The organism is Bacteroides sp. AF29-11 (assembly GCF_003602895.1).
GTDB lineage: Bacteria > Bacteroidota > Bacteroidia > Bacteroidales > Bacteroidaceae > Bacteroides > Bacteroides uniformis.
The window spans coordinates 378,409-392,679 of sequence record NZ_QTLY01000004.1 but is presented as its reverse complement, the minus strand read 5'-3'; the positions used below and the strand labels follow the sequence as shown (position 1 = coordinate 392,679).

At 53.4% G+C, this 14,271-nt stretch carries 6 protein-coding genes; 1 reads left to right on the top strand and 5 read right to left on the bottom strand.

The genetic code is table 11. From position 1 onward, the window contains the following. Window positions 1-19: 19 nt before the first annotated feature. From DWZ03_RS09100 to DWZ03_RS09080, 5 genes are all read right to left on the bottom strand, one after another. Window positions 20-2,386, bottom strand: a complete 2,367-nt coding sequence (locus DWZ03_RS09100; protein ID WP_117703785.1) for a glycoside hydrolase family 3 C-terminal domain-containing protein — start codon at window positions 2,384-2,386, stop codon at window positions 20-22. Between the two features lie 12 nt (window positions 2,387-2,398). Next, window positions 2,399-4,045, bottom strand: a complete 1,647-nt coding sequence (locus DWZ03_RS09095; RefSeq protein ID WP_044468430.1) for a RagB/SusD family nutrient uptake outer membrane protein — start codon at window positions 4,043-4,045, stop codon at window positions 2,399-2,401. 24 nt (window positions 4,046-4,069) lie between these two features. Then, on the bottom strand, window positions 4,070-7,150 hold the full coding sequence (locus DWZ03_RS09090) for a SusC/RagA family TonB-linked outer membrane protein (RefSeq protein ID WP_117703786.1): 3,081 nt from the start codon (window positions 7,148-7,150) through the stop codon (window positions 4,070-4,072). Window positions 7,151-7,296: 146 nt separating this feature from the next. Further along, window positions 7,297-8,151, bottom strand: coding sequence for a DUF4469 domain-containing protein (locus tag DWZ03_RS09085; RefSeq protein WP_052573186.1), 855 nt, complete (start codon window positions 8,149-8,151; stop codon window positions 7,297-7,299). Between the two features lie 101 nt (window positions 8,152-8,252). Then, window positions 8,253-9,914, bottom strand: coding sequence for a carboxylesterase/lipase family protein (locus tag DWZ03_RS09080; RefSeq protein WP_181979444.1), 1,662 nt, complete (start codon window positions 9,912-9,914; stop codon window positions 8,253-8,255). 273 nt (window positions 9,915-10,187) lie between these two features. On the opposite strand from DWZ03_RS09080, the gene DWZ03_RS09075 reads away from it, so the two are divergent. Next, window positions 10,188-14,270, top strand: a complete 4,083-nt coding sequence (locus DWZ03_RS09075) for a two-component regulator propeller domain-containing protein (protein WP_044467446.1) — start codon at window positions 10,188-10,190, stop codon at window positions 14,268-14,270. Window position 14,271 lies beyond the last annotated feature (1 nt).

Sequence of the window (14,271 nt, the reverse complement as noted above, 5' to 3'; positions counted from 1 at the left end):
GGTGATGTATATGCACACCTCATCTCTTCACCATGGGATGCACAGCCACCGGCACTTGTGCCCGCATGGCATCGTGCACTTTCTGCTTGCGTGCCTTTGCCACCTTCTGCACCGTGGTGCAACGCACGTCGGCCGAAGAGGCGGCAGCCATCCATTGATATTCACCCTTGGCCAACTCCCAAGAGCTGCTTTTCTCGTTGAAGGAGGCCATGTCCATCACGTTCCACTCCAATGTCAGGGTCTGGCTCTCACCGGGTTTCAGCAGGCGGGTCTTGCCGAAGGCTTTCAGTTCCTTGGCGGGCTTGTCCATGCCGCCCTCGGGAGCCTTGACATAGAGCTGCACGGCTTCACGGCCTGCCACCTTGCCGGTGTTCTTCACGCTCACCTTCATGCGGCAGCGGTCACCGTCGATGGCAGCCTCTTCCACCGCATATTCAAAGGTGGTATAGCTCAGCCCGTGGCCGAAGGGGTAAGATACCTCTTTACCGAAGGTATCGAAGTAACGGTAACCCACGTAGATGCCCTCCTCGTAGAGGGTGAAATCGACGTTGCGTTCCGGCTCTTTCGGCTTCTCCTCTTTCTTGTCGGACTTGAAGTTCATGCCGGTACCCATGGCGAACGACGGCATCTTGAACTCATAGTCGAAGGGGAAATTGGCATCCGACGGCGCGTCGCCATACTTCACGGCAAACGTCATGGGCAGCTTGCCGCTGGGGTTCACCTTACCCGTCAACACGTCGGCAATGCAGTTGCCCACTTCCTGCCCGGGCTGGAAAGCGCATACCAAGGCATCTGCCAGTTCTTTCCATGAAGCGGTCTCCACGGGGCTGCAGATGTTGAGAACCACCACCAGCTTCTTGCCTGCGGCACGATAGGCGGCAGACACTTGCTTTATCAGAGCCAGTTCGTTCTCCTTCAAGAGGAAATCTTCCACACGGCGGTCGCAGCCTTCACCACTGACACGTCCCAGCGTAAGCACGGCGATGTCGTTGGCTTTCACTTGCGCGGCCAGTTCCTCGGCAGTGGGCAGGAACTCTTCGGCACGGGGCAGCGGAGTAAACGCGAAAGGAGGGCGACCGTGGGGGAAGAGGCGTTTCTGCTCGTCGGCCATGTGCTTCTTGTAGCGGTTCAACAAATCCTTATCTACCGTATAGCCCGCATTGCGCAAGCCTTCTACCATAGACACCGTGTAGTAGCCGAAGCCCGTACTGCCGAATCCCATACCGGCAGGAACCATGTCGTAGGAAGTAGTGCCGTAAAGGGCTACCTTCCTGATGCCGGCAGCCATAGGCAGCGCATTCTTGTTATCCAGCAGCACGATGCCCTCGGCACCTACCCGGCGGTCCACTTGCGCATGGGCTTTGAGGTCGGTCTCGTTGGGATAATTGTAACCGGAGAAGGTGTGGCTCTTCACCACAAACTCCAGCACACGCTTCACGCTGAGGTTGAGGAGCGCCTCATCCAGCGTGCCGTTCTTCACGGCTTCCAGAATGGCGTTGTACTGGCGTTCCTGCCCCGGCTGCAACATGTCATTACCTGCCGCGATGGAAGTCACGGCATCTTTTCCGGCATTCCAGTCGGACATCACCAGTCCCTTGAATCCCCATTCATTGCGGAGGATATCTTCGGTCAGTTCGCGGTCTTCGCAGGTGTATTTGCCGTTCACCTTGTTGTAGGCGGTCATCACGCTCCAGGGCTGAGCCTCCTTGACGGCTATCTCGAAGCATTTCAGATAAAGCTCGCGCAAGGGGCGCTGCGTCAGTCGGGAGTCGTTGTTGTTGCGGTTGGTTTCCTGGTTGTTCACGGCGAAGTGCTTCAGGCAGGTGCCGGTACCTTCGCTCTGGATGCCGTTGATGTAGGCGGCGGCTATCTTGCCCACCAGCACGGGGTCTTCGGCATAATACTCGTGGTTTCGTCCGCAGAGGGCGTTACGCATCAGGTTGACACCGGGGGCGAGGAGCACGTCCATACCGTAGTCTTTCACTTCGGTGCCCAGAGCCTGGCCTACACGGTAGGCGGCATCGGGATCGAACGTAGCTGCCACCGTGGTGCTCGAGGGGAATTCGGTGGCGTGATAGGTGCGGCTGTCGAATTCCCGTTTGGAAGCCATCGCCAGGCGGTGCGGTCCGTCGGCAAGGAAAGCCGATGGGATGCCCAGGCGGGGAATGTCGTAGGTACGTCCGGCAGTACCGGGGAACTTGGAGTCACTGCCCATCGACATGCCGCAACCGATGACGAGGTGCACCTTCTCTTCGAGGGTCAGGGCACTGACCACTTCGTCAATGTTGTCGGCACGCAGCACGGGCGAACCGGTGGCGGGCACCGGCTGTGCATTCACAGCCAGCGCCACGCAAAAGGTGAAAAGGGGAGTTAAGAATCTTTTCATGTTTTATTAGAATTACCAACCTGTATTTTGCTTGATATTGGGATTCACATTCAATTCTGTGTAAGGAATAGGCAACAGCATGTGTTTGTCTTGGAAGCCATATACAGAATTTTTGGTATTTTCCGGTTCCAATTTAAATTCAAATATCGGATTACCTTGAGCATCCTTCATCACTTCACCTGTGGAAGGATCAATTTTCGGGAAATATCCATAAGCCGGAATAAACTTACCTTGCTCACCCAACACAGCTTTTGCATCCCCCCAACGAACCAAATCTTGGAATCGGACACTCTCCAAACAGAGTTCCAGACGTTTCTCCTTCTTCACATCATCCAATGTCACGGAAGAAAGTGGGGCAAGCTTGGCACGAGTACGGATTTCATTAATATACTTCACAGCCTTGTCGGCAGAGCCACCACCCATTACATGAGCCTCAGCGGCCATGAGTAATACTTCGGCATAACGCATCACACGCAGGTTAGTATATTGAAGACTTTGGAACCAACTTTGGTCGATAATGTTGTCTGAGCCCAAAAGACGGGTTTTCCAAAAGAAATAACCTTCGTTACCAACTAAATAAAGACCCGGATTGATAGCCATTTCCACTTCATTCATTTGTTCGTAAGTACGCATCGTACTTTTCAGACGATAACCGTCCACGCCTTCTCTTTCAACAAAAGCGTCATACAATGACTTAGTAGGATTGAAAAATCCATAAGTACCCATTGCAATGCCTTCTTCAAACAATGCCTTGGGGCCGTATGACATGTGACTTGTACGCCAGCCCAACATGATATAGAATTGAACGAACTGATTCCAAGCTTGTTCGCTGTTTTTGCGACGTTGCACTTCAAGCATAGATTCACTACAATTGTTGGTCACAGCATGTCCCAACATGTCAAAGCTGCCTTGATATAACTCATATTTCTTAGAATCAATGACTTCGTCCAAAACAGTAGCAGCATCAGAATATTTACCTTGGAAAAGATAAGCTTTGCCAAGATAAGCTTTAGCAGTTTCAAGCGTAACACGTGAAGTAGCATCCGCATCGTCCACATTAGCTTTGGAAGGCAAAGCCCCTGAAGAAATAGCCTCTTCAAGATTCTGTTCCACAAAAGCCCACAAAGCTTCAGGCGTGCTGTTGCTTACATGATACTCAGACGGAGCCAATAAGTGATCCACCAAAGGCGCATTCCCCCACAAAGTCACCAACTCAAAATAAGCCCATGCACGATAGAATTTTGCCTCAGCTACGGCACGTCTCATGACCGATGAATCTCCTGTGACATTCTCTATAATCAGATTGGCTTTATAAACCACAGCATAAAGCCCGGAATACAAACCAGAAATCAAACCGTTATCCGTAAAGAACGTAAATTCATTCAACTGCTCCATCATAGCATTATCACCACGAGAGCCACCGCCCGTATAGGCATCGTCAGAAAGACAGTTTTTTACATAAAACCAGTTAGAATACATATCACGCCAAGAGATAAGCATAGAAGCCACGGCAGCCTCAGCTTCCTCGTCAGTTTGGTAGTAATTTTCAGGACCTCCCAAACTACCATGCTTTTCAATATTCAAGCGATCTTCACAACCGGCACATACCAAAGTGAACAAGGCTGCAAAAAGTACATATATATAATGTGTTGCTTTCATTGTTTTATACATTAAATTTAAAAGTTAGAATTCTATATTGAAGCCAAGCACCACTTTCTTGGAAGCAGGATAACCGCCCATATCAATACCCATGCCTGTAGTAGCGTTAGCTGAAGATTCTGGGTCGAAACCGGGATATTTAGTGAAAGTGATAAAATCATCGAGTGAACAATAAAGGCGCATGTTATTGATAAACACTTTCTTCAACAATGATTTCGGCAAAGTATAACCCAACTGAATCTGCTTGATACGGAAGAAAGAAGCATCATAAACCATGGCATCCGACTGAATGTATTGGTCTATATTGTTGGCATTTGCCAAAGGCTTCGTACCGGTTGGATTGTTGGCAGACCAATGATTATCATACCAAACCTCTTTCAGGCGGTTACTTGTCTTATAATCGGGACGATAGTAACAATGAAAAATATCGTTACCTTGTGAACCAGTACCGAATATTGTCAGGTCAAGTCCCTTGTAAGCTGCCGTCAAGGTTATACCATACGTGAAGTCAGGAATAGCATCGCCAATGTAAGTCAAGTCACCTTCGTTGAGGCCGCCACTGTTATCAAGGTCTTTGAAAGTAGGATTGCCTTGCTCGTCCAAACCATTGAACTGATAGCCACGGAAATAGTACACCGGATATCCCTTCTCAAAGAAACTGAGCTGGTAAGTATGGAAAGAAGCTCCATTCAGACGAGGTTGCGAAGGGTCAAGATAAGTTACTTCATTCTTCAACGTAGCCAGGTTAGCACGAATGCTGTAGCTGAAATCCTTGATATTATCGCGCCAGCCCAGTTCAAATTCCCAACCTTTATTGCTTACGTTACCGGCATTCATCGGAGAAGTCTTTCCACCGATACTGAGAGAAGGTTTTGTATCTAAAACCAACAAATCTTTCGTCTTCTTTTCATAATAGTCCACACTGAAGGTCAAGCGGTCACGCAAAAAGCGAGCATCCAAACCAAAGTCAATCTGTTCGGAAGTTTCCCACTTCAATTCATCGTTACCCAATGAAGCAGGATTTACTCCGGTAGTAAAGCCATTGCCGCCAGTCAACGGATAAATGCCGCTGGAAGCCATATCCGTGCTATAGGCATAACCGCTCAATGCGGAAAGGCTACCGTTCTGTCCCCAGCTGGCACGCAACTTCAAGCTATTGACACTTTCCTTTACAGGCTCAAAGAACTTTTCTTCTGAAACCGTCCATCCCAAAGAGACTGCGGGGAAGTAACCCCAACGGTTCGTAACAGGCAATTGCGACATATCGGCTGCATCGGCACGCAAGGAGAATTGCGCCATGTAGCGACCCATGTAGTCATAGCTTGCACGACCGAAGTAAGACATTTTGGCAGAACGGGTCTTTTCACCATTCAGACCTTTGACTGCTGAGGAAGCAGCGTAATTCAGATAAAAGAATAACGGATTGTTCTGAAGTACGGCATGTTCACCATCCGGATCGAGAGATCCCTTTACATAGTCGTAAGAAGATTCCTGGAACGACATACCCAACATGGCATTGATGGTATGACCGTTGAATGACTTCACATAATTGGCAAAGTTTTCCCACTGATAGTAAATGCTTGTAGCAGACTGACTATTGATACTTACATAGTCACGTCTTTGGGTCGAATTGCCATAGAAAGGCAGGCTTGTGTTGGCAGAGCGAGTGCCTCCCAAACGATAACCGAAACGAGAAGTAAAGGTAAAGCCTTTGATAGGTGTGAAATCCGCATAGATAGAACCATTGACATTGAATCCGCTGTTACGGCCAATGGTGCTCTTACGCATCACAGTAGGATGGTAGTTTTCACCTTCATAGAAAAGAGAAGAGGCATAATAATTGCCGTTCTCGTCCTGCAACAATGTGCTGCCCTGATTCAAAGCGTTCTGCATGTGGGCAGGCAATTTATCGGGTGCGTAAGTATCAGGAGTCAAGGGATCCATCATCAGAACGGATTGCAGGAAGCTACCATACGCATTCTGCGTAGATACGCCACGGGTGTTATACTTCTCAATCTGGTTTGTCGTACCTACCTTCAACCAAGGCTTTATGTTGTATTCGGCATTAATGGTAGCCGTCATACGTTGGTAAACATCGTCTTTCCCTTTTACAATACCGTCATTGTCCAGATAAGTCAGCGACAAATAATAATTGCCCTGCTCGCCACCTCCGGCAAAAGCCAAGTTATGCTTCATCATCAATGAATTTTCAAAGGCAATATCCAGCCAGTCCGTACTGGTCTTTCCATCCCAATTGGCTTTTATGAAATTGGGGTCGAAAGCACTGCTTTCCGACATGTAATCAACGTATTCTTCTGCATTAAGCAACTTGGGCATACGGGCAATGGATTGCGTGGAAAGCTGGAAGTCATACGTAATTTTTCCTTGTCCGGCTTTACCTTTCTTTGTTGATATAAGGATAACACCGTTACCGGCCTCAGCACCATAGATAGCAGCGGAAGCAGCATCTTTCAGCACTTCCATACTGGCAATGTCATTGGGGTCGATACCGGCAATGCTGCTCATGCGTACGCCATCCACCACATAAAGCGGACTGGAAGCCGCATTGGACGAATAACCGCGCACACGTACCGTAGGTGAGGAACCCGGAGCGGCAGAAGTCGTAATCAACTGCACACCGGCTGTCTTACCCTGCAAGGCTTGTGAAGCATCACTGATAGTACGGTTTTGCATGTCTTCGGCCTTCACCTGCGAAATGGCTCCTGTCACGGAGCTTTTCTTCTGCACACCGTAACCTACTACCACCACTTCGTCCAGCGTCTCGCTGTCTTCTTTCAAGACAATGTTCATCACACCGGCAACGGCTTGTTTCTCTTGGGTTACGTAGCCGATGTAAGAGAAAATGATTGTCGCTCCCTGATTCACATTCAATGTATAATTACCGTCAATATCGGTAATACAACCGTTGGTAGTACCTTTCTCTACGATACTTACACCAATCATCGGTTCATTCAGGTTGTCAGTCACCTTGCCGGTCACTTTCACGGTCTGGGCTTGTGCCAGAGAGAAAGGAAGGCAGATTAAGAGAAAGAGTGCCATAGCGGCAAGTCTCTTTCGGGCTGCTTGATTCATGATTCGTTTCATTTTAGTTAGTTTAAAATTAGATTTATAGTTACATTATTGGTTACAAGTCGATGGTTATTAATAGGGTTGACACCAACCGTATTACATTCCCACGTCAGCAAAGCAACGCCGCCCCCGTCAGCGGGGCAACGTGCCCCCTCGTCAGGTTATCCCAAAGGATATTCGTTCTGGTCGCCGTCCTCACCGGAGCCGCTGTCCCCGCTTCCGCTGCCGGAACCGCTGTCCGGCACCTGATAGGCGGAGCCTACGCCCATAGGCTCGTCCAGCTCATAGACACGCGGTTTCACCACATTGTGACCGCCGCTGCCATACTGGGTACAAATCTTCACACGCCACAACCCGTCGGTAACCCCTGCGGGGAGGACGAAAATAAGCTGCTTCGGCTCGTTCACCGTCACATCTTCCAGGGGGACGAACACCTTCTTCGAAGGCGTTTCCACCGAGGTGAACGTTACGCCCACGGAAGCGTCCGCACCTGCCAGCTTGATGTTGCGACCGGTCAGGCGGATGTTCTTTCCTGCCTGCGGCGCACGGGTGGAAACCGTTCCATCGGCGGCACGGGTCTGCGCCACGGCACCGTTCAGCAACGGCCCTACCACGGCAGGCTGGGTGAAGAGTTCCACACGGCAGCCTTCCATCTCCGTGCGGAGCAGCGGCCCCATGCTGAGCGTGGCATACACCTTTACCTTCTTGCGGTCGATGGCCTGCGAAAGGTCGCTTTTCAGTACCGTGCCACCGGCGCAGGGGCGCATCAGGGCTGTGGGAGTGGAAACGATGTAGGAACTTGCCACGGCATCGGCCTTGACACGTTCGGCATCGTTGAGGACAGCGAAGATTTCGTCTTCGTTACGGTTCAGCCGCGTGGCCACCTCGGCTGCGATGTCGCGCAGGCTCACGGTGTCGGGCATGGTTTTGGCACGAAGATAGAAATCGTCTGTGCGCTCGGTCAGCGTGGCGTCGTATGCCACGAGGCTGACCAGTTTGGTAAATGTTTTTGCCATAATATTGAGTTGTTTTAATGTCGGTCCGATGAATGGGGAAACCGTTCACCGGACCGGCTCTATTATTTAAAGCCAACAATTCGGTTCTGCATCGGAAAGCCTCAGAATCCCCGTGTAGGGAACGCCCGTACCACCTCCAGCAGTTCCTTGTCGTGGTGGTGCTTCACCTCGCAACGGTTGTTGAAGAACATCGTGGCTCCTCCTTCTTCGGTATAGGCATCCCACTGGGGCAGGCCCTCTGCATTGGGATTGCCCGTGCGGGCGAAGTTCAGCCAGGCACCGCTCATCTTCTCGGCCAGGGCCTGCGCTTCGGCGCCACCGCCCGTCATGGAAGCATGAAGTACGGCATTGTTGAAGGCGAAAGGTATCTCCATGCAGTGCGTGCTGCGGAACATGCCATCGAGCACCGGAGATTCCCAGGCGAACATGTACATATAGACCGGAGCACCCTGCTGTGCAGCTTTCAGTCTGGCTTGCTCCACCGCACCGGGACGGAATACGAAATCCACATCCACCAAATCCTTGGGCCGGTAGCCGGGGTAAGCCTTCTCGAAGGCGGCGAGGAAGTCGTCCGTGCGGTCACCGTAGCGTTGTTTCAGGAATTCCACGGCTTTTTCTTTGGTGATGGTGCGGAAAGCGGGCACGTAGGTGCTCATGGTGAACTCGTGCAAGGTGGTTCCTATCATCACGGGCACGTCCTTGCTCTGTGCAGGCGCCTGCGGGTCGAAAGGTTGTGCGGGCAGCACGTCGCCATCCACAGTGGGCGCCCATCCGAAGATGAAGGTAGAGATGCCATTCTCTTTCTCAACCTCGGCCTTCACCTTGGCAACGGCTTTCTCACCGGCAGCAAGCAGCCGTTCGTAAGGCATCTTCTGCAGCTCGTCTATCTGCGAGGCTTTCAATCCCAACTCGTCCATCACGGCAGCGCCGATGCGACGTGAATACTTGGCATCCATCGTGCGAAGCATGGAGCCGCTCTGAACGATGGCCTTGTGGTAGAGCCCTTTTGCAGATGGAGTGGCAAGCAATGTGGAAACCTTTCCGCCGCCGCCCGACTGTCCGAAAATCGTTACGTTCTGTGCGTCGCCGCCAAACGCGGCTATATTCTTGTTTACCCATTGAAGTGCTGCCACGAGGTCGAGCAGGCCGGCATTGCCGGATTTGGCGTATTTGTCGCCGTAGGCGGAAAGGTCGAGGAAGCCGAGGACGTTGAGACGGTGGTTGAGCGTGACTACCACCGCATCACCTTTCTTGGCAAGGTTGAAACCGTCGTAGGAGGGAAGTTCCTGTCCGCTGCCTGCCGCATAGCCGCCGCCGTGAAGCCACACCATGACGGGACGCTTCTTGCCGTCGTTCAGGCCCGGAGTCCAGATGTTGACCCGCAGGCAGTCTTCGCCGGGATAGCCGTCGTCCCAGTGGAAGGCGAAAGCGTGCTCGTCGGCACCCCAGCCCATACGCACCGCCTGGGGGCAGGTGGGACCGAACATGCGGCTGCTGCGCACGCCTTCCCATTTGTCGGCAGGCTGGGGCGGCATGAAGCGCTCTGCCTTGGCGTAGGGAATACCTTTATATATATAGATACCGTCTTGCAGGAATCCTCCCACTTTGCCCGATTCGGTCTGGGCGACGGCGGTCTCGGAAGAGGCGATGATTTCGCCCGTGGCTTGTTGCGCGCCGGCGGTCTTCACGCCCGCTGTCTGTCCGCAAGAGGATAGAATCAGCAGGGAGGCCAACGCAAGCATGGATAAAGGTTGTCTTTTCATGGTTATATCTCGTTTTTTTAAGTTGATAATTTGTCTTTGACTTGCTTTCAGCGAACGAGTTGACAAGTTGTTCACTTGTTCACTTTTTCCGGTTGCAATATTACGCCGATTGCGCCGGAGAGGCTGGCCGGCATGTAAAAAGGATTTGCCCAGAGGTTTAAAAGCGCTTGCCCATAGGTTCAAATGTTTGCCTTTTTGTTCAAAACATGCTGCAAAGCAACTTATATTCAATTTTTTATCCTTATTTTCGCACATCATTCAAAACCTTTTAATATGACCTTGTCTAACCGGAAAATCCTCCGCACCCTGTTCCGCCTGCTGGCCGGAATTCTGTATGCCGTCTGCCTGTCGGCATGCGATGCCAAAGAGCCTTTACCCGAAAACCGGGATGCCGAAATCGAAAGCCCCGTCATAGCCAACGACCTCTCCAACCAGAAAGTCACCGCCATAGCCGAAGACACGCAAGGCCATATATGGATAGGCACGTTCCGCGGGCTGAACAAGAACAACGTGCACGACTACCACCAGTACTTCTGCACCGACGACTCGCTGGGACTGCCCGACAACCAGATTACCCACCTGCTGCGCGACTCGAAGAACCGCTTCTGGGTGGGCACCGTGAACGGCGTGTGCCTATACACCGACAAGGACAACTTCCGCATCATCCCCATCGAGGCCGACAACAAGAACGTGAGGCAGATTCTGGAAGACCGCAACGGGCGCATCTTCCTCAGCACCGGCTTCCAGCTCTACGCCTACCACCCCCGGGAGGAAAAGATTACCTGCGTGCTGCCCGAAATCTGCACCGGAAATACCTTCTACGCACAGTGCCACATCGCCCCCGACAACAACCTCTGGGTAATGACCTCCACCGGGCTCCGCTGCTACGACCTATCTACCCTGCAGCTGAAAGAGTCTGTCGCCCTCAGCGGCTATCCCTACTACTCGTACCTGCACAACAACGAGCTGTGGATAACCGGCAACCACACCCTCAGCATCTTCGACACCCGCACGCGCAGCTTCAAGCCGTTGCCGCAGCCCATCGCCCGAAACACCACGCTGTGCAACGCCGACATCGACTACATACACCCCTACGGCAACAACGGCCTGCTGCTGAACACCGCCAGACACGGCATGTTCTACTACAACCCGGGCACCGGCAGCGTGACCCGCCAGGGCGAGAACGGATTCCCCTTCGAGATGCCCCGCTTCCGAATCAGCCGGATGTTCACCGACTCGCAGCAGAACCTTTGGATAGGCTCCGTGGACCAGGGGTACACCGTGTGCTACCACTACAAGGAGCGGTTCAACAACGACAACTACCTGCGCTCCGAGCTGAACAACAAGTCCGTGGTGTCGCTAAGCGCCGGCAAGGACCACAAGCTGTGGATTTCCACCCTGATGGACGGCATCTACGTGTATGACACGAAGAGCAGCGAAATCAGGCACATCGACCCCGAAACGTTCTGGGGGCAAGAGAAACAGAAAGCCATCTACGTGAACCAGCTGATGGTGGACAGCGACAACAACCTCTGGATGACAAGCACCGACAGCGAAGTGCTGAAAGCCCGCTACACGCCCGACGGGCAGCTGAAGATAGAGGAACGGCACCGGATTTTCCTGCCCATGTCCATCGCCCAGTCGCCCGACGGAACCATCTGGATAGGCACCGCCACGGTCAACGTCTATGCCCTGCGCCCCGGCAAGAAGGAATTCGAGGCGATGAAGCTCTTCGAGGGGTTCACCTTCGTGCCCGGCCTGGCGATGATGGATAACCGCCGGCTGATGGTGACGGGCTTCTACCAACCCATCAAGCATATCGACATCGAAAACCTGGAGACGGGCACAGCGGACATCGCGGAAGAGGACCTGAAAGCCTGCATACGCCGCTCCGTATTCGTCCCCACGGCCTTGTACAAAGACACGTACGGCATTCTCTGGATAGGTACCGTAGGCAACGGGCTGATGTGCTACCATCCCGAAACGGGACGGATGACACCCATGCCCGGCACCTCCTGCCTCGACATATCGGGCATCGAGGAAGACCTGCAAGGCAACCTCTGGATAAGCACCCAATACGGACTGAGCAAATATGACCGGACAGCCGGACGCTTCACCAACTATTATGCCGCCGACGGCATAGGCGGAAACCAGTTCTACGACCGCGCCTCGTGCCGTCTGCCCGACGGGACGCTGGCATTCGGCGGCACGCACGGGCTCACGCTCTTCAACCCCATCGACGTGCCCATCAAGCGCAACATCCCGCTGCTGTTCAGCGACCTGAAGATACACAACAAGCTGATACGTCCGCAATTGCACGGAGGAACCATCGGCAAGCACCTCTCCTACTGCCCCGACATACACCTGGAGCACGACCAGAACAGTTTCAGCATCTCCTTCTCTGCCCTGAACTACAGCGAGTACGGACGAGTGCACTACCAATACCACCTGGAGGGTTTCGACAACTACTGGGTAGACGCCCGCAACAACCACGAGGCCTACTACGCCAACCTGCCTGCCGGAGAGTATGTGTTCCACGTGAAAATCACCAACAACGACCGGAGCATCGTGGAGGCCGAGAACTCCATCCGCATCCGCGTATATCCGGCCCCCTGGCGCACGTGGTGGGCCTACTGCATCTACTTCTTGTTGGCAACCGCCCTCGCCCTTCTCTTCCTGCGTGCCCTGCTCCGCGTCCGCGCCGAAAAGGAGGCCGCCCGCCGCGCCCGCCTGGAGAAAGAGCAGGAGCAACGGGTGAACCGGATGAACATGAGCTTCTTCGCCAACGTCTCGCACGAGTTCCGCACACCGCTCACCATGATTTCCGGTCCCGTGAACCAGCTCTGCGCCAATCCGCGGATAGAGGGTGCGGACAAGAACCTGCTGCACATCGTGCAACGCAGCGTGAACCGCATGCTGAGGCTCGTCAACCAGATGATGGACTTCAACAAGCTGGAGAACGACACCCTGCGCCTGCAAGTGAAGCGCGCCGACCTCATCGCCTGCCTGCAACGCCAGGTGGGCATCTTCCGGGTGAACGCCGACGACAAGGGCATCGACCTGAACACCTACGGACTGGAAGACACCTTCCTGATGTGGCTGGACGAGGACAAGGTGGAAAAGATATTCAACAACCTAATGTCCAATGCCCTGAAGTTCACGCCCCAAGGCGGTAAAATCAGTGTCGGCTTCGACGTAATAGACCGTGAGAAAGCCGCGCGGCTCTTCGGCCTGTCCGCCGACGGGCGCATCACGCAGTACGTCAAAGTGTCCGTGGCCAACACGGGACAGAGCATCCCCGAAGACAAGATAGAGAAGATATTCGAACGCTATTACCAGATAGGCAACCAAGCCGAAGGTACCTACAACTGGGGAACGGGCATCGGCCTGTACTACGCCCGCAGCCTGGCCGTACTGCACCACGGGCAACTGAAAGCCAGCCAGTCCGAAGAGGGAAGCGGCGCCGTGTTCACCTTCGTCCTGCCCGTGAACGACGCCGCGTATGCCGAAGACGAACGGGCAACGGAACAGAGCAACCAGTCGGAAGCCTTCCCGCTGGCCGCCGCCTCGCAGCCTGCCGAGAACAAGACCGGCACCGGCGAGAAGCAACCCACCCTGCTGGTGGTGGACGACGACACCGAAGTGGCACACTACCTGCGCACCCTCCTCTCCGCCCACTACAAGGTAATCTGCCGCTTCAATGCCGACGATGCGCTGAAGGCGCTGCATGAGGAGTCACCCGACCTGGTTCTGAGTGACGTGGTGATGCCCGGCAAGGACGGTTACCAGCTCTGCCGGGAGATAAAGGAGGACTTGCAACTCTGCCACCTGCCCGTGATTCTGGTTACGGCCAAAGCCACCGTGGAAAACCAGGTGGAAGGACTGGACACGGGAGCCGACGCCTACGTGACCAAGCCTTTCGACCCTGCCTACCTGCTGGCGCTCGTCAAGTCGCTGCTCAAGAACCGCGAGAAAGCGCGCAACATGCTGGGAAAGGCCACGCAGACGGACAAGATAGAAGAGAACATCCTCTCCCCGCAAGACAACGTCTTCATGACCGAACTCTACCACCTGATGGAGAGCGAGCTCTCCAACCCCGAACTGGATATTGCCCGCATGACCGAGCTGCTGAGAATATCACGCACCAAGTTCTACTATAAAGTAAAAGGACTGACCGGCGAAAGCCCCAGCACCTTCTTCAAGACATACAAGCTGAACCGTGCCGCCGAACTGATAACGGAAGGGAAACATACCGTCTCGGAAATTGCGGACATGACGGGATTCAGCACGCTGTCCCACTTCTCGAAGAGCTTCAAGAAGCAGTTCGGAGTGAGTCCGAGCGAATACGGCAAATAGA

Bases quoted from the DNA above. Each gene is read 5' to 3' on its own strand.
- DWZ03_RS09095 (WP_044468430.1), bottom strand. From the start codon at position 4,045: ATGAAAGCAACACATTATATATATGTACTTTTTGCAGCCTTGTTCACT.
- DWZ03_RS09090 (WP_117703786.1), bottom strand. From the start codon at position 7,150: ATGAAACGAATCATGAATCAAGCAGCCCGAAAGAGACTTGCCGCTATG.
- DWZ03_RS09085 (WP_052573186.1), bottom strand. From the start codon at position 8,151: ATGGCAAAAACATTTACCAAACTGGTCAGCCTCGTGGCATACGACGCC.
- DWZ03_RS09075 (WP_044467446.1), top strand. From the start codon at position 10,188: ATGACCTTGTCTAACCGGAAAATCCTCCGCACCCTGTTCCGCCTGCTG.
- DWZ03_RS09100 (WP_117703785.1), bottom strand. From the start codon at position 2,386: ATGAAAAGATTCTTAACTCCCCTTTTCACCTTTTGCGTGGCGCTGGCT.
- DWZ03_RS09080 (WP_181979444.1), bottom strand. From the start codon at position 9,914: ATGAAAAGACAACCTTTATCCATGCTTGCGTTGGCCTCCCTGCTGATT.